The sequence below is a fragment of the Aeromicrobium tamlense genome (genome assembly GCF_013408555.1).
Lineage (GTDB): Bacteria > Actinomycetota > Actinomycetes > Propionibacteriales > Nocardioidaceae > Aeromicrobium > Aeromicrobium tamlense.
The window spans coordinates 1,843,747-1,865,211 of sequence record NZ_JACBZN010000001.1; the positions used below are offsets into that span (position 1 = coordinate 1,843,747).

At 71.6% G+C, this 21,465-nt stretch carries 22 protein-coding genes; 4 read left to right on the forward strand and 18 right to left on the reverse strand.

Translation table 11 applies throughout. The features are described 5' to 3' along the window. Positions 1 to 66: 66 nt before the first annotated feature. The 7 genes from BJ975_RS09110 to rimP all read right to left on the reverse strand — a co-directional run bounded on the left by BJ975_RS09110 (position 67) and on the right by rimP (position 7,427). Positions 67 to 1,308: a phospholipase D-like domain-containing protein gene (locus BJ975_RS09110; RefSeq protein WP_179425100.1), complete on the reverse strand. Its 1,242-nt coding sequence runs from the start codon at positions 1,306 to 1,308 to the stop codon at positions 67 to 69. 20 nt (positions 1,309 to 1,328) lie between these two features. Continuing rightward, positions 1,329 to 2,180, reverse strand: a complete 852-nt coding sequence (truB, locus tag BJ975_RS09115; protein WP_317628312.1) for a tRNA pseudouridine(55) synthase TruB — start codon at positions 2,178 to 2,180, stop codon at positions 1,329 to 1,331. Between the two features lie 67 nt (positions 2,181 to 2,247). Beyond that, a complete protein-coding gene (gene rbfA, locus BJ975_RS09120) occupies positions 2,248 to 2,688 on the reverse strand; it encodes a 30S ribosome-binding factor RbfA (protein ID WP_179425102.1) in 441 nt (146 codons plus the stop codon). A gap of 2 nt (positions 2,689 to 2,690) precedes the next feature. Beyond that, positions 2,691 to 5,486 (reverse strand): translation initiation factor IF-2, encoded by a 2,796-nt coding sequence (gene infB / locus BJ975_RS09125; RefSeq protein ID WP_179425104.1) that lies wholly within the window; start codon positions 5,484 to 5,486, stop codon positions 2,691 to 2,693. A 158-nt stretch (positions 5,487 to 5,644) separates the two neighbouring features. Next, complete coding sequence (locus tag BJ975_RS09130) at positions 5,645 to 5,917, reverse strand: YlxR family protein (protein ID WP_179425106.1); 273 nt, start codon at positions 5,915 to 5,917, stop codon at positions 5,645 to 5,647. A 17-nt stretch (positions 5,918 to 5,934) separates the two neighbouring features. Then, complete coding sequence (gene nusA / locus BJ975_RS09135) at positions 5,935 to 6,963, reverse strand: transcription termination factor NusA (RefSeq protein WP_179425108.1); 1,029 nt, start codon at positions 6,961 to 6,963, stop codon at positions 5,935 to 5,937. Beyond that, entirely contained in the window at positions 6,963 to 7,427 is a 465-nt protein-coding gene (gene rimP / locus BJ975_RS09140; RefSeq protein WP_179425110.1) for a ribosome maturation factor RimP, read from the reverse strand. The genes nusA and rimP overlap by 1 nt, the downstream gene beginning before the upstream one ends. Before the next feature lie 73 nt (positions 7,428 to 7,500). Here rimP and BJ975_RS09145 point away from each other — a divergent pair, with 73 nt between their 5' ends. Continuing rightward, a complete protein-coding gene (locus tag BJ975_RS09145) occupies positions 7,501 to 7,914 on the forward strand; it encodes a hypothetical protein (protein ID WP_179425112.1) in 414 nt (137 codons plus the stop codon). Then, complete coding sequence (locus BJ975_RS09150) at positions 7,911 to 8,321, forward strand: DUF4439 domain-containing protein (RefSeq protein WP_179425114.1); 411 nt, start codon at positions 7,911 to 7,913, stop codon at positions 8,319 to 8,321. The genes BJ975_RS09145 and BJ975_RS09150 overlap by 4 nt, the downstream gene beginning before the upstream one ends. Before the next feature lie 108 nt (positions 8,322 to 8,429). On the opposite strand, the gene BJ975_RS09155 is transcribed toward BJ975_RS09150, so the two are convergent. From BJ975_RS09155 to BJ975_RS09205, 11 genes are all read right to left on the reverse strand, one after another. Continuing rightward, positions 8,430 to 9,527 (reverse strand): hypothetical protein, encoded by a 1,098-nt coding sequence (locus tag BJ975_RS09155; RefSeq protein ID WP_179425116.1) that lies wholly within the window; start codon positions 9,525 to 9,527, stop codon positions 8,430 to 8,432. Between the two features lie 148 nt (positions 9,528 to 9,675). After that, the gene (locus BJ975_RS09160; protein WP_223303264.1) at positions 9,676 to 11,424 is read right to left on the reverse strand and encodes a proline--tRNA ligase; all 1,749 of its coding nucleotides are present in this window, start codon (positions 11,422 to 11,424) and stop codon (positions 9,676 to 9,678) included. Positions 11,425 to 11,474: 50 nt separating this feature from the next. Further along, positions 11,475 to 11,846 carry a DoxX family protein gene (locus BJ975_RS09165; RefSeq protein WP_179425118.1) on the reverse strand — a complete coding sequence of 124 codons (372 nt, stop codon included), beginning with the start codon at positions 11,844 to 11,846 and terminating at the stop codon, positions 11,475 to 11,477. Between the two features lie 8 nt (positions 11,847 to 11,854). Continuing rightward, positions 11,855 to 12,721, reverse strand: coding sequence for a GNAT family N-acetyltransferase (locus tag BJ975_RS09170; RefSeq protein ID WP_179425120.1), 867 nt, complete (start codon positions 12,719 to 12,721; stop codon positions 11,855 to 11,857). A gap of 41 nt (positions 12,722 to 12,762) precedes the next feature. Beyond that, positions 12,763 to 13,893, reverse strand: a complete 1,131-nt coding sequence (gene ispG / locus BJ975_RS09175) for a flavodoxin-dependent (E)-4-hydroxy-3-methylbut-2-enyl-diphosphate synthase (protein ID WP_179428173.1) — start codon at positions 13,891 to 13,893, stop codon at positions 12,763 to 12,765. A gap of 17 nt (positions 13,894 to 13,910) precedes the next feature. Beyond that, positions 13,911 to 15,212 carry a M50 family metallopeptidase gene (locus BJ975_RS09180; protein WP_218845805.1) on the reverse strand — a complete coding sequence of 434 codons (1,302 nt, stop codon included), beginning with the start codon at positions 15,210 to 15,212 and terminating at the stop codon, positions 13,911 to 13,913. Next, positions 15,209 to 16,429 (reverse strand): 1-deoxy-D-xylulose-5-phosphate reductoisomerase, encoded by a 1,221-nt coding sequence (dxr, locus tag BJ975_RS09185; RefSeq protein WP_218845806.1) that lies wholly within the window; start codon positions 16,427 to 16,429, stop codon positions 15,209 to 15,211. The genes BJ975_RS09180 and dxr overlap by 4 nt, the downstream gene beginning before the upstream one ends. A 53-nt stretch (positions 16,430 to 16,482) precedes the next feature. After that, positions 16,483 to 16,941, reverse strand: a complete 459-nt coding sequence (locus BJ975_RS09190) for an AMP-binding protein (RefSeq protein WP_179425124.1) — start codon at positions 16,939 to 16,941, stop codon at positions 16,483 to 16,485. Then, positions 16,941 to 17,669, reverse strand: a complete 729-nt coding sequence (locus BJ975_RS09195; RefSeq protein WP_218845808.1) for an enoyl-CoA hydratase — start codon at positions 17,667 to 17,669, stop codon at positions 16,941 to 16,943. Before BJ975_RS09195 ends, BJ975_RS09190 begins: the two co-directional genes overlap by 1 nt. A gap of 43 nt (positions 17,670 to 17,712) precedes the next feature. After that, a complete protein-coding gene (locus BJ975_RS09200; RefSeq protein WP_179425126.1) occupies positions 17,713 to 18,543 on the reverse strand; it encodes a hypothetical protein in 831 nt (276 codons plus the stop codon). After that, a complete protein-coding gene (locus tag BJ975_RS09205) occupies positions 18,540 to 19,451 on the reverse strand; it encodes an ABC transporter ATP-binding protein (protein ID WP_179425135.1) in 912 nt (303 codons plus the stop codon). Before BJ975_RS09205 ends, BJ975_RS09200 begins: the two co-directional genes overlap by 4 nt. 129 nt (positions 19,452 to 19,580) lie before the next feature. Here BJ975_RS09205 and BJ975_RS09210 point away from each other — a divergent pair, with 129 nt between their 5' ends. Further along, entirely contained in the window at positions 19,581 to 20,732 is a 1,152-nt protein-coding gene (locus BJ975_RS09210) for a histidine kinase (protein WP_179425137.1), read from the forward strand. Next, on the forward strand, positions 20,729 to 21,379 hold the full coding sequence (locus BJ975_RS09215; protein ID WP_317628313.1) for a response regulator transcription factor: 651 nt from the start codon (positions 20,729 to 20,731) through the stop codon (positions 21,377 to 21,379). The genes BJ975_RS09210 and BJ975_RS09215 overlap by 4 nt, the downstream gene beginning before the upstream one ends. Positions 21,380 to 21,465: the final 86 nt, after the last annotated feature.

Genomic DNA, 21,465 nt, shown 5'->3' on the forward strand with positions numbered 1-21,465 from the left:
CTCTTGGGCCCGGCCGTGAAGCCTCCGTGAGACGTTCGTGAGAGGACTCTCATGAACGCCGCACGGTCAGACGAGCGGCCGCCAGGGGCGCATGAGGCGCTCGTAGAGGCGGGCGATCGTGGGGCGCTCGCGCCACGTCTCGGCGTCGAGGACCTGCGCGCTCTCGGCGTCGCGCTCGAAGATGCGGCGCATCCCCTTCGCCAGGCCCTCGTCGAGGATCTCGAGGTTGATCTCGTAGTTGCCCGTGAGGCTGAGCCGGTCGATGTTGGCGGTGCCGATCGTGGACCACTCGCCGTCGACCGTCATCGTCTTCGCGTGCACCATGTGGTCGCTGTAGCGCAGGATCTCCACGCCGGCGTCGAGCAGCGGGCCGAAGTAGCCACGGGCGACGAAGTCGGCGACCACGTGGTTCGAGACCTTCGGCACGAGGATGCGCACCTGCACGCCGCGACGGCTGGCGTCGATGAGCGCCTGCAGGATGTTCTGGTCGGGGATGAAGTACGCCTGCGTGATCTCGATCGTCTCGGTCGCCCGGTCGATCGCCTCGAGGTACATCCCGCGGATCGGGTAGATCAGCTGCCGCGGCACGTTGCGGTGCGCGCGCACGTGCGGGTCCCACGTGGACTCCGACAGCGCCGTCATGCTCTCGTGCGGCCGGACGTCGTTCCAGAAGTCGATGAACGCGTTCTCCAGGTCCCACACCGCGGGACCGGTGACCGCCACGTGCGTGTCGCGCCACTCGTCGGCGTAGAGGCTGCCGATGTTGTACCCGCCGACGAAGCCGATCGTGTCGTCGACGACGAGGATCTTGCGGTGGTTGCGGCCCCACGCGCGCGGGCTGAAGAACGCCAGCCGGTGCGGCAGGATCGGGTAGCGCATCATCCGCACGCCGTGGCCGAAGCGGAAGAAGCTCGGCGGGACCACGAGGTTCGCGAAGCCGTCGTAGACCACGCAGACCTCGACGCCGCGGCCGGCCGCCTCGCGCAGCGCCGCACGGAAGCGGCGCCCCATCGCGTCGGCCTTGATGATGTAGGACTCCAGCAGGATCCGCTTCCGGGCGCCGGCGATCGCCGCCAGCATGTCGTCGTAGAGGGCCTCGCCGGAGACGTAGACCTGGACCTCGTTGCCGCCGCCGATGGTGAAGTGGTCGGCCTCGATGCGCGGCAGCGGCTCGGTGCCCTTGCCGCGCAAACGCTTGCGCACCGACGTCGCCGTCATCAGCGAGACGACGGCGCCGACCTGCACGAGGAGGGCGCCGAGGAGGAACCGGCGGAGCCAACCGCGGGGGTGGGACGACCGGAGCGACATGGCGCTCAGCCTAGGTGGTCTCACACGAAGACCGCGACCGGGCGCGCCCCGGAGCCCGCGGCCTCGTACAGCGCGAGGAAGGAGCCGTCGGGCGCGAAGATCGCCACCGGCTTGCCCGACGGGACCGAGAGCCCGGGCAGCGCGCGGCCGTACCGCACGTCGCGAGCCTGGTCCTCGTCGAGCTCGACCGCCGTGAACGCGGCACGCGCCGCGTCGTCGAGGCCGACCATCTCGAAGTGCTCCCCCAGCTGGTCGAGGGTGCGCGCCTGGTCGAGCGTGAAGCCGCCGACGCGGGTGCGACGCAGGCTGGTGAGGTGACCGCCCACGCCGAGTGCGGCACCGAGGTCGCGCGCGAGCGCGCGGACGTAGGTGCCGCTCGAGCACTCCACGCGGACACGGGCGACGGCACGCTCCCCCGGCTCGAACTCGAGCAGCTCGAACGCCGAGACGACGACGGGTCGCGCCTTGAGCTCGACCTGTTCGCCCGACCGCACGCGCGCGTAGGCGCGCTGGCCGTCGACCTTGATCGCCGAGACCGACGACGGCACCTGCTCGATCGCGCCCGTCAGCGGCTCCATGGCCGCGCGGACGTCGTCGATCGTGAGCGCCGAGGCGTCGGCGACGGAGGTCTCCTCACCCTGCGCGTCGTCGGTGACGGTGGTCGCGCCGAGCGAGATCGTGGCGAGGTACTCCTTGTCGGCACCCGCCACGTGCCCGAGCAGGCGCGTGGCGCGGTTGACGCCGAGCACCAGGACGCCCGTCGCCATCGGGTCGAGGGTGCCGGCGTGGCCGACCTTGCGCGTGCCGGCGAGCCGGCGGGTGCGACCGACGACGTCGTGCGACGTCCAGTCGATCGGCTTGTCGACGACCACGAGACCGGACTCCGTGGTCGCGGCACGCCTCTCGCCCTGGGGCGAGCCGTGCCGCGACCGCGGAACCTCACTGCTCAGTGGACTCGTCCTCGTCCTCGCCTTGCTTGTACGGGTCGGCGTCGCCGGCGTACGTGGCGCCCTGTGCCTGCTCTGCGACCCGCGCGTCGGACTCGCGGGCCTTCGCCAGCAGGTCCTCGATCTCGCGGGCCGTCTCGGGAACGGAGTCCAGGAAGAACTCCAGCGACGGCGTGTGCCGCGCGCCGAGCTGCTTGCCGACCTCGGAGCGGATCAGGCCGGTGGCGCTGACCAGCGCCGCGGCCGTCTCCGCACGAGCGGTCTCGTCGCCCATCACGGTGTAGAAGATCGAGGCGTGCTGACCGTCGCCGGTCAGCCGCACGTCGGTGATGGTGACGAAGCCGAGCCGCGGGTCCTTGACCCGCCGCTCGAGCATCGTCGCCACGATCTCCTTGATCCGATCGGACTTCTTGGCCTGACGAGGACTCGCCATCGTCAGTCCCGCTTCTTCTCGACCAGCTCGAAGGCCTCGATCACGTCGCCGAGCTTGATGTCGGAGTACGAGACCACGACACCGCACTCGAAGCCCTCGCGGACCTCGGACGCGTCGTCCTTCTCACGGCGCAGCGACAACACGTCGAGGTTGTCGGCCACGACGGAGCCGTCGCGGACGATGCGCACCTTGGCGTTGCGTCGGATCGAGCCACTGGTGACCATGCAGCCGGCGATGTTGCCGCCCTTGACCTTCGAGGACCGGAAGATGTCGCGGATCTCGGCGGTGCCGAGCTGCTGCTCCTCGTAGATCGGCTTGAGCATGCCCTTGAGCGCGCTCTCGATCTCCTCGATGGCCTGGTAGATGACCGAGTAGTACTTGATCTCGACACCCTCGCGGTCGGCCAGCTCGGTCGCCTTGCCCTGGGGCCGGACGTTGTAGCCGATGATGACCGCGTTGGACGCCGCCGCCAGGTTGACGTCGGTCTCGGTGATCGCGCCGACACCGCGGTCGATGACCCGCAGTGCGACCTCGTCGCCGATCTCGATGCCGGCCAGCGAGTCCTCGAGGGCCTCCACCGAGCCGGCGCCGTCGCCCTTGAGGATGAGCAGGAGCTCGTCCGTCTCGCCCTTCTCCATCGAGGACATGAAGTCCTCGAGGGTGCGGCGACCCGAGCGCTTGGCCAGCAGCGCGTTGCGCTCGCGCGCCTCACGCTTCTCGGCGATCTGACGGGCGATGCGGTCGTCCTCGACCACCATGAAGTTGTCACCCGCGCCGGGCACGGCCGTGAGGCCGAGCACGAGCGCCGGACGCGACGGGGTCGCCTCCTCGATGTTGTCGCCGAACTCGTCGAGCATGGCGCGGACGCGGCCGAAGGCCGGACCCGCCACGAGCGAGTCGCCGACACGCAGGGTGCCGCGCTGGACGAGGACGGTGGCCACGGGGCCACGACCACGGTCGAGGTGCGCCTCGATCGCCAGGCCCTCGGCCTTCTGCGCCGGGTTGGCGCGCAGGTCGAGCTCGGCGTCGGCGGTCAGCACGATCGACTCGAGCAGGGTGTCGAGGCCCTGCTCGGCCTTGGCCGAGACGTCGACGAACATCGTGTCGCCGCCGTACTCCTCGGGCACCAGGCCGTACTCGGTCAGCTGGCCACGGACCTTGGACGGGTCCGCACCCGGCTTGTCGATCTTGTTGACCGCGACGACGATCGGCACACCGGCGGCCTTGGCGTGGTTGAGCGCCTCGACCGTCTGCGGCATGACGCCGTCGTCAGCCGCGACCACGAGGATCGCGATGTCGGTGGCCTGGGCACCACGGGCACGCATGGCGGTGAACGCCTCGTGGCCCGGGGTGTCGATGAACGTGATCGCACGCTCGGCGCCGTCGACCTCGGTCGTGACCTGGTAGGCACCGATCGACTGCGTGATGCCGCCGGCCTCCTTGGCCGCGACGTTGGCCTTGCGCAGCGCGTCGAGCAGCTTCGTCTTGCCGTGGTCGACGTGACCCATGACGGTGACGACCGGCGGACGGGCCGCCAGATCGCTCTCGTCGCCGGCGTCCTCGCCGAACTCCAGCGAGAAGGACTCGAGCAGCTCGCGGTCCTCGTCCTCGGGCGAGACGACCTGGACGTCGTAGTTCAGCTCCTCGCCGAGCAGCTGCAGCGTCTCGTCGTTGACCGACTGCGTCGCGGTGACCATCTCGCCCATGTGGAACAGCACCTGGACGAGCGATGCCGCGTCGACGCCGACCTTGTCGGCGAAGTCCGTCAGCGAGGCGCCACGGGCCAGGCGCACGACCTGCCCGTCGCCCTTGCGGACGCGCACGCCGCCGATCGACGGCGCCTGCATCTGGTCGAACTCTTGACGCTTCGCGCGCTTGCTCTTGCGTCCACGACGGACCGGGCCACCGGCGCGACCGAAGGCACCCTGGGTGCCGCCGCGCTGGTTGCGGCCGGGGCCGCCGGGGCGACCGCCACCGGGAGGACCGCTGAAGCCGCCGGGACGGGCTCCGCCGCCACCGCCACCGGGACGACCGCCGCCACCGGGACGACCGGGACCGCCGGCGCGACCGCCGGGACCGGGACGAGCGCCGGGACGGGCGGGACCGACCGCGGACTGCTTGGGCATCATCGCCGGGTTGGGACGGGGCATGCCCGGACGAGCCGGGGCGCCGCCGCCCTCACGGGCCGCAGGCGGACGCGGCGCCCGCTCCTGCTGCATGCCCTGCTTGGACGAGAACGGGTTGTTGCCCGGACGGGCCGCCGGCGTGCGCGGACCCGGACGGGGACCACCGCTGGTGGGCAGGCCGCCGGCCTGGCCGGGGCGCGGGGCCGGTCCCGGACGGGGACCGGGGGTGCGCGACGGCGCGGGGGCGGGAGCCTCCGCGGCAGCAGCGGCCGGGGCCTCGGGGGCCGACGGCTGCTGGGGTGCCGGGGTGGGCTTCGCGGCCGGGGCGGGTGCCGCCGGCTTGGGCGCCGGAGCCGGACCCGGCTTCGGCGCAGCAGGCGCCGCCGGGGCGGCCGGCGATGCGGCGACCTCGGCGGGCGTGGACTCGGGGGTGGTGCTCTCGGGCGCCTTCTGGGCCTCCGGCTTCTTCGCCGGGGCGGCCTTCTTGGCAGCCTTCTTCGAACCCTGCTCGCGCAGGCGGTCGCCGTGCTCCTCCTTCAGACGGCGCACGACCGGCGCCTCGACGGTGGAGGACGCCGACTTCACGTACTCGCCCATCTCCTTGAGGGTGGACAGGACGACCTTGCTCTCAACACCGAGCTCGCGGGCGAGCTCGTGGACTCTTACGGCCACTCTTCTCCTTCAGGGATCCGGCCCCGAAGGAGGCACGGATCAGTTGTAGACGTACAGGCTCATTGCGCGGTGCATCTTCATTGCGCAGTACTCATCGAGTGCTCATGAGCGTGTGCTCCGATTTCCGTTTCGAGCGACACCGGTCGGTGCCGCAGTGGTCAGGCTCTGCGCTGGGCCTCGTTCCGCACCCAGTCGGTCAGGGCTTCGGTGTCCGGGGATCCTTCGAGTCGAAGGGCCCTGACGAACGCCCGCCGGTCGAGGGCGAGCTGCAGGCACCGTTCCGCGGGGTGCAGATGCGCTCCGCGGCCCGGTCGAGTGCCGTCTGGGTCGGGCTCCACGGTGACTCCCGTGGCACTCCGTCCGGCGACGACTCTCACCAGAGTGGACTTCTCCGCACGCTGCCGGCAGCCGACGCACGTACGAATCACCATCGTCAAGTCTAGCGGCTCTACCGAGGCGACGCCGAATCGCCACCCGGCGTGGGTGCCGTGTCGGGTCGGATGTCGATGCGCCAACCCGTCAGCTTCGCTGCGAGACGGGCGTTCTGGCCCTCCTTGCCGATCGCCAGCGAGAGCTGGAAGTCGGGCACGACCACGCGCGCGGAGCGCGTGGCCTCGTCGACGATCGTGACGCCCTTCACCTGCGCGGGCGACAGCGCGTAGGCGATGAACTCGGCGGGGTTCTCGCTGAAGTCGACGATGTCGATCTTCTCGCCGTGCAGCTCGGTCATCACGGCGCGGACGCGCTGGCCCATCGGGCCGATGCAGGCGCCCTTGGGGTTCACGCCGGCGGCGGTGGCGCGCACCGCGATCTTCGTGCGGTGACCGGCCTCGCGCGCGATGGCCGCGATCTCGACCGAGCCGTCGGCGATCTCGGGCGACTCGAGCGCGAACAGCAGCTTCACCAGGTTCGGGTGGGTGCGCGAGACCTTGACGCGAGGACCGCGCAGGCCGCGCTCGACCTCGTAGACGTAGGCCTTGATGCGCTCGCCGTGGGCGTAGCGCTCCTCGGGTACCCGCTCGTTCAGTGGCAGCACGGCCTCGATCGAGCCGAGGTCGATGTAGACGTCGCCCGGCGAGCGACCCTGCTGGATCACGCCGGAGACGATGTCGCCGACCTTGCCGGAGAACTCGCCGAACTTGCGCTCGTCCTCGACGTCGCGGATGCGCTGCATGATCAGCTGGCGCGCGACGGAGGCGGCGAAGCGGCCGAAGTCCTCGGGGGTGTCGTCGAACTCCTCGGTGAACGTGGCGGGGGGCGTCTCGCCGTCCTCGGACGGCGGGGTCTCCAGACGCTCGCGCGCCCACACCGTGACGTGGCCGCTCTTGCGGTCCAGCTCGACGCGCGCGTGCTGCTGGGCGCCCGAGGTCTTGTGGTACGCCGAGAGCAGGGCGGTCTCGATCGCGTCGACGACGAGGTCGAAGCTGATGCCCTTCTCGCGCTCCAGCATCCGCAGCGCGGACATGTCGATGTCCATCAGACGTCCTTCCGGTTCAGCTCGATCTGCACGACGGCCTTGACGATCTCGTCGTACGGGAAGCGGGTGGTGTCGCCCTTGACGGCCAGGTCGACGCCCGTGGCATCGCTCTCGCCCACGCGGGCCTCGAAGCGCTCGCCGTCGATCAGCTCGACGGCCACGACACGACCGGCGTTGCGACGCCAGTGGCGGGCCTCGACGAGGGGCCGGTCGACGCCACGCGACGCGACCTCGAGCGTGTACGGGCTCTCGCCCATGACGTCCGAGTCGTCGAGCGCAGCGGAGATGGCGCGCGTGGCCGCGGCGATGGTGTCGATGTCGACGCCGCCGTCGCGGTCGACGGCGACCAGGAGGCGGCGGCGCTCGCCCTTGCCCAGCAGCTCGACCTCGTCGAGGTCCAGGCCGAGGGAGGTGGTGACGGGTTCGAGGAGACTCGAGATCCCTTCCGGGGTGGGGGTGGTCATCGGGTGCTCCTGTTCAGTTGTCATCCGTACTGCCCCACCCTACCGAAGAGGTCGAGGTCGGTAGTCTGCGGTCGTGAGCAGCCGACGCGTCGTCATCGCCGCCGCCGGCGGAGCCGCGGTGGCCCTCGCAGGACTGTTCGTCACCGACACCTTCGACGACGCGCTGCGGGCCGTGGGCGCCACGCCCAAGCCTCTCCCCCGCCCCGAGGACACCTCGCTCATGCGGGCCGTCGTCGAGGACCAGCAGCGCGTGCTGGCGGTCGCGCGAGGCGCCGGGAACCCCGAGGTCGTGACGCTGGTCTCGGCCCAGCTGGTGCAGCTCGGCACGACGCCCGGCACGGGCACCGAAGACGGCGACCTCGCCGAGGTGCTGCGCGCGGCCGTGGGCCACCGCGCCACCGACGCGCGCGCCGCGATCTCCCCCGACTTCGCCCAGGTGCTGGCGTCGATGTCGGCCGGGCTCGCGCAGGCGGTGACGCTGGCGTGAGCACCGCGACCGAGCTGCGCCTGACGCAGCAGTGGCTGGCCCTCGAGCACGAGGCGATCTGGGTGCTCGCCCTCGTCGGGGCGCGGTTCCCCGCGCTCGAGGAGGCCGCGCAGGACGCCCTGCCGGCCCACGAGACCACGCGCGACCGGCTGGCCGACGCCGTCACGGACCTCGGCGGGACGCCCGTGGCGACCCAGCCCTCCTACGACGTCACCGATCCGCGCGACGCGAGCGCCGCTCGAGCGCTGGTGCGCGACGTGGAGGCCCGCATCGCCGCCGCCTGCGTGCGACTCGTCGGCCCCACGAGCGACCGGGCACGCGACCGCGCCGTCCGCGGCCTGCGCGCCGCCGCCCTCGCCCAGGTCCGCTGGGGCGCCGACCCCGAGCCCTTCCCCGGCCTCGACTGACTCTCTCGCCTCCGGCGAGCAAGATCTGTAGCGGCATCCACCGTTTTCCCGGCGTTCAGGCCGAAAAACTGTGGATACCGCTACACATCTGGCGCCGCGGAGCGGTGGTCAGTCGGCCGGGCCGAGCTCGATCAGCGGGAAGGTCGTGGGCAGACGGCCGGACGCGGTCCCGAGGGCGTACTGGTGGTCCTCGAACCTGGCACTTGACGGCACGGGCGCGTCGGCGAGTCGCCTCAGCTCTCCCCGGCGCAGGTCGAGCAGGTGGGCCTGCTGCTCGCCGTTGCGCTCGACGGCGAAGGCGACCCAGCGATCCGTGGCGTTGAGCGCGCCGAGGCTCCCGTCGCCGGCGTCGATCCGATGGTCACCGAGGTCGGAGTCGATGCGGATCTCGTGCGCCTCCGGGTCGAGCACGGCCGACACGCCCTCGCTCGCCGCGAACGAGGTGCCCGCGAGGCCATCGCCGGGCATCCGTCCCTCGGCTCCGAGGGACGGATCCCAGCCGATCAGCCGGTCGCCGATCAACACGCGCACTTTGCCTCCGACGTCCGCGAACACGTCCGTCGCACCCTCGGCGACGCGCTGCGGCGGGGCACTCGCGTCGAGCGGCACCCGGTAGAGCGAGCTCATGCGCGGGATGCTCTCCGGGTCCTTCGCGTCCGACGCGATGAACCAGGCGTCGTCACCCACCACGACCGGACGCGAGAGCACGCTGACCGAACGCGTCGCGAGGAGCCGATCCGTGCCGTCGCCCAGGTCGAGCACGTGGAGGTCGCCGTGGTCACGGCTGGGCGACTCGACCCAGAGGAGCCGGTCCCCGTCGACCGTGACAGGACCGAGCTGAAGCGCGCTGCCCGGGATGGCGTCGCGGTCGACGGGCCCCTGCCGCCGGGCGCGATCCGACAGGACCTCGGTCCCGCCCGTGCCCGGGTCGCGGGCGACCAGGGCGACGGCGTACGGGTCGTACCCGGAACCGCCGTCGGCCGAGTGGGCCTCCCGGACGTAGATCTCGTCGCCGCCAGCCGTCCAGCCCTGGAAGGTCGCGGCGCGTCCGTCCAGCTGCGCGGCGATCGAACCCGTGACGCGGTAGTCGTCCTCGGACAGCACGGGCACCACGTCGCCCACCACGATCACCGTCGGCCCGTCGGGCTCGGACGCGCCGGAGCAGCCGGCCAGCACCGCAGCGAGCAGGACGGACCCAGCGGCCATTGTCGAGATGATCGAGCCTCGCATCGGTACCCTTCCTCCGGCGCGAAGGCCTCGCGCGTCGGAGGCGATCATGTCGGTCGGCACACGTGTTGTCGAGACGCCTCACCGGCCGGCGCGTCGCCGGGATGCGCCGGCGCGGAGGCGCGACTCAGGCGTGGTCGGCGAGCACCGTGACGAGCTCGCCGACGGGCACGTCGCGACGCTCGCCGGTGGCGCGGTCCTTCACCTCGACGACGCCGTCGGCCAGGCCCTTGCCCACGACGACGATCGTCGGGACGCCGATCAGCTCGGCGTCCTTGAACTTCACGCCGGGCGACATCTTCGGGCGGTCGTCGTAGAGGACGTCGAAGCCGGCCGTCTCGAGCTCGGCGACGAGGCCCTCGGCGGCCTCGAACAGGGCGGGATCCTTGCCGGCCACCACGAGGTGGACGTCGAAGGGCGCGACCTCCTTCGGCCACACGATGCCGGCGTCGTCGTACGAGCCCTCGACGACCGCCGCCACGGCGCGCGAGACGCCGACGCCGTACGAGCCCATCGTGACCGTGACGAGCTTGCCGTTCTCGTCGAGCACCTGCAGGCCGAGCCGCTCGGCGTACTTGCGGCCGAGCTGGAAGATGTGGCCCATCTCCATGCCGCGCGCCAGCTCGAGCGGACCCGAGCCGTCGGGTGCGGGATCGCCGGCGCGCACCTCGGCGGCCTCGATCGTGCCGTCGGACGCGAAGTCACGGCCCGCGACGAGGTCGAACACGTGCCGGCCCTGCTCGTTGGCGCCGGTGATCCAGCTGGTGCCGTCGACGACGCGGGGGTCCGTCAGGTAACGGATGCCCGTGGTGCTCTCGGCGCCCAGCGCCGCGGGACCGATGTAGCCCTTCACGAGCCCCGGGTGCTGCGCGAACGCGGCCTCGTCGAACGGCTCGACCTCGGCGGGCGCCACCTGCGTCTCGAGGCGCTTCGCGTCGACCTCGCGGTCGCCGGGGAGGCCGATCGCGAGCGGCTCGGTGGAGCCGTCGGGGTGGCGCAGCATGACGAGGACGTTCTTGAGCGTGTCGGCCGCGGTCCACGGGCGGTCCTGGCGCGGGTGCTTCTCGTTGGCGTGGGCGACCAGCGTCTCGATCGTCGGGGTGTCGGGCGTGTCCTCGACGTGCGCCGCGGGCAGGCCCTCGAACGCGATCGCGTCGGGCACGACCGTCGTGACGGCCTCCACGTTGGCCGCATAGCCACCGGGCGAGCGCACGAACGTGTCCTCACCGGTCTCGGAGACCACGAGGAACTCCTCGCTCGCCGAGCCGCCCATGGCGCCGGAGTCGGCCTGGACGATGACGTAGTCGAAGCCGAGGCGGTCGAAGATGCGGATGTAGGCGGCGCGGTGCGCCTGGTAGGCCGCCTCGAGGCCCTCGTCGCTCACGTCGAAGGAGTACGAGTCCTTCATGATGAACTCGCGGCCGCGCAGGATGCCCGCGCGGGGACGCGCCTCGTCGCGGTACTTCGTCTGGACCTGGAAGAGGATCGCGGGCAGGTCCTTGTAGGACGAGAACGTGTCCTTCACCAGCAGCGTGAACATCTCCTCGTGCGTGGGGCCGAGCAGCATGTCGTTGCCGCGACGGTCCTTGAGCCGGAAGAGGTTGTCGCCGTACTCGGTCCAGCGGTCGGTGGCCTCGTAGGGATCGCGCGGCAGCAGCGCCGGGAAGCGCACCTCCTGGCCACCGATGGAGGCCATCTCCTCACGGACGATCGCCTCGACCTTCGCCAGCACCCGCAGGCCCAGCGGCAGCCACGAGTAGATGCCGGGCGCGACGCGACGCACGTAGCCGGCGCGGACGAGCAGCTTGTGGCTCGGGACCTCGGCATCGGCGGGATCGTCGCGCAGGGTACGGAGGAACAGCTGGCTCATGCGCATGGCACGAGGCTATCGGCTGGCGCGACGGGCGACGTGACCGCCCGACGGGCTCAGGAGGAGCGCGCGAGGTGGAGCGCGGCGCGGATCAGCGGCCACTGCAGCGGCAGGCGCGCCAGGACTCCGGCCTTGAACGCCGGGGACGTCCGGCGGCTGCCGACGACGTCGACCGCCATCTGTACGTTCGCCGGGAACACCGCCGCCAGCAGGCCGGCTGACGCGATGGCGCCGACGCGGCGCGTGGGCGGTGCGATCACCGCGGCCGCGCAGACCAGCTCGGCGACGCCCGATGCGAGGACGATCTCGCGGTGGCGCGGCAGGAAGCGCGGCACGATCCGCTCGAAGACCTGCGGACGGACGAGGTGGATGACGCCGGAGACGGCGAACGGGACGGCGACGAGCGCCAGATCGGTGCGACGGGACATGGTGCCTCTCAGAGCAGGATCGAGGCGAACGTCTCGACCTGGCGGAAGCCGACACGCTCGTACGTGCGGCGGGCGGGGGTGTTGTGCTCGTTGACGTAGAGGGTGACCGCGGGCGCCACTGCGCGGCGCACCTGACGGATCACGGAGGCGAGGGCCGGGGCGGCCACGCCCGTGCCGCGCAGCTCGGGGTGCACCCACACGCCCTGCAGCTGGCAGCCGGTGTCGGTCGAGGCGCCGACCTCGGTCTTGAACAGCACCGTGTCGTCCTCGATGATCGCGTACGACCAGCCCATCGACACCAGCTGCGTGACGCGGGCGCGGTACCCGCTGGGCGAGCCCACCGACTCGGGATGGACCCCGACCTCCTCGGTGAACATCGCGACGCACGCCGGGTAGAGCGTGTCGACCTGGTCGATCCGGACCGGGCGCACGCGCGGGTCGAGCGGCACGTCGCTGTCGTGCTTGAGGACCATGAACGGCTGCGACGGGCGCGGTGAGCGCGCCGGGCCCCACTCGTCCTTCACGCGGTCCCACAGCGGCAGCACCGTGGCGGCGGTCCCGACGAGCGAGCTCGGCTTGTGGCCGTGGGTCAGCAGTCGCTCGCTGAAGGCCTCGATGGCAGCGGGCGTGGCCTGGGCCGGGACGACATTGGCGCCCACGTGCAGCAGCGAGACCGCCTGGCCGTCCTCGAAGTAGCCCCACAGCTCGGCGCCGAACCAGCGGCGGTCGAGGCGCGTGGAGTCCACGCGGTGGCGGACGAACATGTCGACGAGCGGCTCGCGGTCGAGCACCTCGTGGATGAGCTCGAGGTCGGCGCGACCGAGCGGCCTCACGTAGGAGGACGTCGCGGCAGGCGGGTCGCACACCTCGGTCATGTGACCCAGACTACCCGCGGGACTTCGGCTGCAACTCGCTGTCAGGACACGGAGACCGAGGCAGAACCGCCCTCGACCGGCTCCATCGTCTCGGCGATGCGCATCGCCTCGTCGATGAGGGTCTCGACGATCTGGCTCTCGGGGACCGTCTTGATGACCTCGCCCTTGACGAAGATCTGACCCTTGCCGTTGCCCGACGCCACGCCGAGGTCGGCCTCGCGGGCCTCCCCCGGTCCGTTCACGACGCAGCCCATGACCGCGACGCGCAGCGGGACCTCGAGGCCGTCGAGGCCCGCGGTGACCTGCTCGGCGAGCGTGTAGACGTCGACCTGGGCGCGGCCGCAGGACGGGCACGAGACGATCTCGAGCTTGCGGGGGCGCAGGTTGAGCGACTGCAGGATCTGGATGCCGACCTTGACCTCCTCGACCGGCGGGGCCGAGAGGGAGACCCGGATCGTGTCGCCGATGCCCTTGCTGAGCAGCGCGCCGAACGCCGTGGCGCTCTTGATCGTGCCCTGGAAGGCGGGGCCGGCCTCGGTGACGCCCAGGTGCAGCGGCCAGTCGCCGCGCTCGGCGAGCATCTCGTACGCGCGCACCATGACGACGGGGTCGTTGTGCTTGACCGAGATCTTGAAGTCGTGGAAGTCGTGCTCCTCGAACAGCGAGGCCTCCCAGACGGCCGACTCGACGAGCGCCTCGGGCGTGGCCTTGCCGTACTTCTCGAGCAGGCGCTTGTCGAGCGAGCCCGCGTTGACGCCGATGCGCAGCGAGACGCCCGCGTCCTTGGCCGCCTTGGCGATCGCGCCGACCTGGTCGTCGAACTTGCGGATGTTGCCCGGGTTCACGCGCACCGCGGCGCAGCCGGCGTCGATCGCGGCGAAGACGTACTTCGGCTGGAAGTGGATGTCGGCGATGACCGGGATCTGCGACTTGCGCGCGATGTCGGGCAGCGCGTCGGCGTCGTCCTGGCTGGGGCACGCGACGCGCACGATGTCGCAGCCGGCGGCGGTGAGCTCGGCGATCTGCTGGAGCGTGGAGTTCACGTCGGAGGTCAGCGTGGTGGTCATGGACTGCACCGAGATCGGGGCGTCGCCGCCGACGTCGACGGTGCCGACCTTGATCTTGCGCGTGGGCCGGCGAGGGGCGAGCACCGGCGGCGGCGCCTCGGGCATCCCGAGGTCGACCCCGCTCACGAGAGCCTCACCGGATTGACGATGTCCGCGTAGATCAAGACCACACCCATGACTATAAGGACGAGCCCAACCCCATAGGCGACCGGCAGCATCTTCGCGACGTCCACGAAACCGGGATCCGGCTTGCCCCGCAGGCGGGCGAACACGCGCCGCAGCTGCTCCCACAGCGCCCCCGCGATGTGCCCGCCGTCGAGCGGCAGCAGGGGGATGAGGTTGAACAGCCACAGGAAGAGGTTGAGGCTCGCCAGCAGCCCGATGATGCGCTGCGCGCGCTCGCCCCACGTGGGGTCGTCGTACGTGACGAGCTCGCCGGCCACGCGGCTGGCGCCGACGACGCTGACGGGACCCTCGGCATCGCGCTCGGCACCGAGGGCAGCCTTCGCGACGTCGACCATGCGGGCGGGCAGGTGCACCAGGGCGTTCGCCGTGGCGCCGATCATCTCCCCCATCTGGTCGATGACGAAGACGGGTCCCTGGCGCTCGTTGACGAAGGTGGGCGAGACGCCCAGGAAGCCGACGTTCTCGACCCGCTCCGGGTCGTCGACCGACGCGCGCGCCAGCACCGACGTGTTCACGGTGACCTCGCGCTCGGCGCCGTCGCGCTCGAAGCCGATCGTCGCCTCGCGGTCGCCGTTGCGGCGGATCAGCGTGGTGACCTCGGTCCAGTCGTCGAGCGGCTCGCCGTTGAACGTGGTGAGCACGTCGCCCGTCTCGAGGCCGGCCTGCCGCGCGGGGGTGACCGGGTCGGCGTCGGTGCACGCGCGGCCGACCTCGGCGTCGGTGATGGCGCAGTCCGAGACCTGACCGACGGTGGTGGTCGGGGTGGGCACGCCGAACGCCATGAACGAGATCGCGAACAGCACGGTGGCGATCAGCAGGTTCACGGTGGGGCCGCCGGCCATCACGATGACCTTCTGCCACCAGGGCTTGCGGTAGAACAGACGGTCCTCGTCGGCGGGATCGACGTCCTCGTACTCGGCCGCGCGGGCGTCGGTGGCCATCTGCGTGAACAGGCCCGTATTGGACGAGCGGACCACGAGGTGACCGTCGTGGTCGCGCTCCTCGCGCTCGGGCGGGAGCATGCCCACGAGCTTGACGAAGCCGCCGAGCGGGATGGCCTTGAGGCCGTACTCGGTCTCGCCGCGCTTGACCGACCACACGGTGCGGCCGAAGCCGACGAAGAACTGCGTGACCTTGACGCCGAACTTCTTCGCGGGCCACATGTGGCCGACCTCGTGCAGTGCGATCGAGACCGCGACGCCGATCAGGAAGACGATGACCCCGAGCGCGTACATCATCGGCGGGCCGCCCCTGCTCGGACGGCGACAACCTGGCGAGCGCGCTCACGGGCGCGCGCGTCGGCCTCGAGGACGCGCTCGACGGAGAGGTCACCCGTGGCCGCTTCCGGGTCGGCGAGGTGGTCGTCCACGATCTCGGCCACCGTGTCGACGATGCCGAGGAAGTCGAGGTCGCCGGCCATGAACGCGTCGACGCAGACCTCGTTCGCGGCGTTGAACACGGCGGGGGCGGTGCGTCCGAAGGCTCCGGCACGACGGGCGACGCGGATCGCGGGGAACGCCTCGTCGTCGAGCGGGAAGAACTCCCAGGCGGTGGGCGACGTCCAGTCGCAGGCGGGCACGGCGCCGGGGACGCGCCGCGGCCACGAGAGCCCGAGCGCGATCGGCAGGCGCATGTCGGGCGGCGAGGCCTGGGCCATCGTGGAGCCGTCGACGAACTCGACCATCGAGTGCACGACCGAGGTCGGGTGCACGACGACGTCGATGCGGTCGTATTCGATCCCGAACAGCAGATGCGCCTCGATGACCTCGAGGCCCTTGTTCACCAGTGTGGCGGAGTTGATCGTGATGACGGGGCCCATGTCCCACGTGGGGTGCGCGGACGCCTGTTCAGGGGTGACGTCGAGCAGCTCGTCGCGCGAGCGACCGCGGAACGGTCCGCCGCTGGCGGTGAGCACGAGTCGGCGCACGTCCTCGGGGTCCTCGCCGCGCAGCGCCTGCGCGAGCGCGGAGTGCTCGGAGTCGACGGGCACGAGCTGGCCCGGCTTGGCGGCGTCGAGCACGAGCTCGCCGCCGATGATGAGCGACTCCTTGTTGGCCAGCGCGAGCGTGGCACCGGTCTCCAGCGCGGCCAGGGTGGGCATCAGGCCGACAGCGCCGGTCATACCGTTCAGAACGGTGTCGGCGGGCACCCGCGCGGCCTCGACGGCCGCATCGGGACCGGCCACGAGCCGCGGCAGCCGGTACTCCCCCGCCGACCAGCCCCGCCGCTGCGCCTCGGCGTACAGCGCGAGCTGCACGTCCTGCGCGGCGGTGGCATTGGCCACGGCGACCAGCTCCACGCCGAACTCCAGCGCCTGGGATGCCAGGGTCGCCGGATCGGCGCCTCCGGCGGCCAGCGCCACCACGTCGAACCGGTCCGGATTGGCTCGCACGACGTCGAGCGCCTGCGTGCCGATCGACCCGGTCGAGCCCAGGACGACCACCCGCGAACTCATGGGGTCCATTGTGGCACCGGCCGGCGAACCCGGGGCCGAGCCCTGCGAGCCGGTCAGGTGAGGGTGCCGCCGTGCAGGAGCGTGGCGAGCACGTCGCCGTACGTGCGCTCCATGCGCTCGCCGTAGTCGCCGGCGTCATGCATCTCGGCGCGAGCGGGATCGACCCGTCCGGCGCGCAGCACGAGCTCGAGCTCGTACTTCTCGTCACCGGTGTGGATCGTGGCCGGGTCGCCCTCGATCCGGAAGCCGGCCTCACGGTCGGGCTCGGCGCCCAGACGCACGATCGCGAGCACGCTCACGACCCAGGTGTGGCGGTCGGGGACGGACAGCGCCACGGGCGCGCCGGCGCGCAGGCCGAGGTCGCGCAGGCCGCCGGCGAGCGAGGCGCTCTCGTGGAGCAGCTGGGCGTAGGACAGCGAGCCGGAGGGCGTGACGAGCGCGAGCTCGTCGGCGCGGCCCTCGACCACGTGGCGGTCGAGGGCGCGGAAGGCGATGCTCTGCACGCGTGCCATCAGTTTCCCCTGAAGATCGGGTCGCGCTTCTCGGTGCGGGCGAGGGCCGCCTCCTTGACGTCCTGGCTGGCCCAGACGTCGCGGAAGCTCTGCTCGATGCGCTCGTCGTCGCGGCTCGAGCCGTTGAGGACGAGCTTGTTGTGCGCCAGCGTGAGCGGCGCGAGCCGGGCGATCTCGTGGGCCCAGGCGATCGCGTCGTCGAGGGTGCCGGCCCGGTCGGCCAGCCCGCACGCGAGGGCCTCGTCGCGGTCGATCGTGTCGGCGGCGAGCATGACCCGGCGGGCCCGGCCGCTGCCGGCGAGGTCGGCCAGGGTGCGGATCGTCCACGCGTCGACGGCCATGCCGTTGCGCGCCGTGGGGACCGCGAACCGGGCACGCTCGTCGACCACGCGCAGGTCGCACGCGATCGCGAGCTGGGTGCCGGCGCCGATCGCGGGGCCGTTGACGGCCGCGATCACCGGCACGGGGACCTGCGCGAGGTGGTGCAGCATCCGGTACAGGGCCTCGATGAACTCGTCGCCGTAGACGCCGTCGAGGTCGGCACCGGCGCAGAACGCCGAGCCCTCCCCCGTCACGACGAGCACGCGGGCTCCCTGCTCGACGGCCTCGGTGGCGGCCTCGTGCAGCTCGCGGCACAGCGCGAGGTTGAGCGCGTTGCGCCGGTCGGGACGGCGGAGGGTGAGGACGACGACGTCGCCGTCGCGCGCGATGGTCAGCAGGTCGGGCATGCGACCCAACCTAGCGAGCGACCATCGCGCGGACGGCTCCGCGTCACTTGACTTCGGTGCGCTGGACCCGCAGGTAGCCCAGCACGCCGGGCACGACGACCCAGAGGCAGAACGTGAACGCGAAGCGCAGGTACTCCAGCGCCCCGACGTCGACCGAGTTGCCCATGACGTCCTCGCCTGCGATGAGAGGCGTGGCCGCGTAGTTGAAGTCCAGCCACGGCAGCAGATCGCGCGCCCAGCCGAACAGGGCCATCAGGATGGGGTACGCCACGAGCGGCAGGATCAGCGCGACGACGTAGAAGCTGGCCACAGCCGCCGGCGTGTTCAACAGCAGCATCGCGAACGCGAAGGCCATCCAGAAGAACGCCAGCTGCAGCACGACCGTCCAGAGCAGTTCCTTGCCCGTGAGGTTCCAGACGACGTCGTGGTCGGTCAGCATGCCGTAGAGGACGTTGCCGAGAGCACCGAAGACGGCCGCCAGGACGAGCGTACCGAGGGCGAGCAGCGTGACGGCGGCGAACTTCGCACCGATGACGCGGCCGCGGTGGGGCTGCAGGCTGAAGGTGGTCAGGTGCGTGCGCTGGCTCCACTCGCTGCTCACGGAGAGGATCGCGAACACCGGCAGCAGGATCGACAGCGGGATGGTCATGATCTGGGAGAAGCCCGACGCCGTGATCGTCACGTCGTCGTTCAGGGCCAGCACGAGCAGCGTGAGCACCATGGCCAGCAGCAGCAGCCCACCGGTGATGATGAACAGCCACAGACCTCCGCGGGTGTCGAACATCTTGCGCAGCTCGACCCTGACTTCGCGGGAGAAGGGGATGGCGGGACGCGACAGGTCGATCGTCGAACCGCTCGTGGTGGTCGTGCTCATGAGTGGGCTCCTTCGGTGGCGAGGGCATCGCGCTGGTCGTCGGCGGTGAGCTGCAGGAACATGGCCTCGAGGCCCGCCCCGTCGGCCTCGCGCAGCTCGAGCAGGGCCACGCCCGCCTTCGCGGCGGCCAGGCCGACCTCCTCGGGCGACGCGGTCGAGGTGACGGCGTCGGAGGCGACCGACGCGTCGAGGCCGGCGGCCTCGAGCGCCCCGATCAGGGCGACCTGGTCGCGCGCCCGCACCCGCGTGCCGGCGGCGCGCAGCAGCTCGTCCTTGGTGCCGCTGGCGACGATGCGGCCGTGGCCGATGACGATGAGGTCGTCGGCGATGATCTGGATCTCGTGCAGCAGGTGCGACGAGAGCATGACGGTGCCGCCGCGGTTCGCGTACTCGCGCAGCAGCTGGCGCATCCAGTGGATGCCGGCCGGGTCGAGGCCGTTGGCGGGCTCGTCGAGGATGAGCACCTTCGGGTCGCCGAGCAGCGCGTGCGCGATGCCGAGGCGCTGGCGCATGCCGAGCGAGTAGTTGCGGACGCGGCGCTTGGCCTCCTTGGGCGTGAGACCCACGAGGGCGAGCATCTCGTCGACGCGCGACATCGGCAGGCCCATCGCGCGGGCGCCGATGACGAGCACCTCGCGACCGGTGCGGCCGCCGTGCTGGGCCGAGGCGTCGAGCAGGACGCCGACCTGCGTGCCGGGGTTGGGGATGTCGGCGTAGTTCGCGCCGCCGATGGTGGCGGTGCCGCCCGAGGGGCGGGTCAGGCCGGTGATCATCCGCATCGCCGTGGACTTGCCGGCGCCGTTGGGCCCGAGGAACCCGGTGACGCGTCCGGGCCGGCACACGAACGAGACGTCGTCGACGGCGCGGAAGTCGCCGTACGACTTGGACAGGTTCTGGACTTCGATCATGACTCCACCCTGCCGTGTGCCGAGGTCTCGCAACAGACGCCGACACGCTCGTTCTGGTAGCCGAAAGTAGGGGGCGCGCCATCCCCTCGCCCGAGGTGCCGCGCCGAGGGTCGCGCCTATCCTGAGGCGGTGACGCCCCCGCCCCCTCCCCTGTCCCTCTGGGGGCACGTGTGGCGCACCCTGGTCGCTGTCGCGATCTCCGCGGTGGCGTGGTCGGCGCTGTTCCCCTGGCAGTGGGAGAACGCGCGCTGGTGGTGGTGGCTCGACGTCCTCGTCGGACTCGCGTGCTTCGTCCTGGTGTTCTGGCGCCGGCGCTTTCCGGTCACGGTGGCCCTCGTCACGAACGTCGCCAGCGCCTTCGCGGCCACGGCGGGCGGTCCGGCCACGCTGGCGCTGTTCTCGCTGTCCACCCGGCGCCAGTGGCGCGAGATCGTCCCGGTGAGCATCGCCACCCTCGTCTCGGCGTTCGTCTTCGTGGTCGTCGACCCCACCACCGACCGGGGCCTGTGGCTGCTCAACGTCGGCTTCGTCATCACGATCATCGGGTTCACGATCGGCTGGGGCCTCTACGTGGGTTCGCGCCGCGAGCTGATGGCCACGCTGCAGGAGCGCGCCGAGCGCGCCGAGGCCGAGCAGGCCGCCCGGGTGTCGCAGGCGCGCACGGCCGAGCGGGCTCGCATCGCGCGGGAGATGCACGACGTGCTGGCCCACCGGATCTCGATGGTCACGATGCACGCCGGGGCGCTCACCTTCCGTGAGGACCTCGGCGCCGAGGAGATCCGCCAAACCGCCGGCATCATCGAGCAGAGCTCGCGCCTGGCCCTCGTGGAGCTGCGCGAGGTGCTCGGCGTCCTGCGCGACGACGTGGGCGACGGCGCCCCCGAGCCGCCACAGCCCACGGCCGCTGGCATCGACGGCCTCGTCGAGCACTTCCGCGCCTCGGGGATGAACCTCGACTCCAACCTGTCGGTCGACCTCTCGACCGTGCCGGAGTCCATCGGTCGCACCGCCTTCCGTGCGGTCCAGGAGGGCCTGACCAACGCGTCCAAGCACGCCCCGCACGCGCGGGTCGCCCTCGCGATCACCGGCGGTCCGGACGACGGCCTGGTCATCGAGGTGTCGAACCCGCTGCCGGCCGGAGGGCGTGCTCCCGACCTGCCCGCCTCGGGCCTCGGGCTCGTGGGTCTGGCCGAGCGAGCCGAGCTCGCCGGCGGCCGCCTGCACCACGCCGTCGTGGCCGGCCATCACGTCCTGAGAGTGTGGTTGCCGTGGATCGCGTGACTCGAGTGCTGCTCACCGACGACGACCCGCTCGTGCGCGCGGGTCTGGGCCTCATCCTGGGCGGCGCCCCCGGCATCGAGGTCGTGGCCGAGGCGTCCGACGGGCGCGAGGCCGTGGCCACCGTGCGCGAGCGTCCCGTCGACCTCGTGCTGATGGACCTGCGGATGCCCGTGATGGACGGCATCGAGGCCACCCGCGTGATCACCACCGAGCCCTCTCCCCCGAAGGTCGTGGTCCTGACCACCTTCGACGCCGACGACCACATCGTGCGCGCCCTCGCGGCCGGTGCCGCCGGGTTCTTGCTGAAGGACACCCCGCCGCCGCGCATCGTCCAGGCCATCGAGGCGGTCATGGCGGGCGAGCCGATCCTGTCGCCGGCCGTCACCGCCAACCTGATCCGCCAGGTCACGGCGGACGGTGCCGACCAGCGGCGCACCGCCGCGGAGCGCCTCGTCGCCACCCTCACCGAGCGCGAGCTCGACGTCGCCCACGCCGTCGGTCAGGGCCGCTCGAACGCCGAGATCGCGGCCGAGCTCTTCATGAGCCTCGCCACCGTGAAGGCGCACATCTCGCGCATCTTCGCCAAGCTCGACGCCTCGAACCGCGTCCAGGTCGCCATCACGATGCACGACGCCGGCCGCCTCTGAGGCGCTCGAATCGAGACTCCCGCGACTTTTGGAACGGAATGCACCGTTCGAGCGCGGGAAAGCGTGCAAACCGTTCCAGAAGTGGG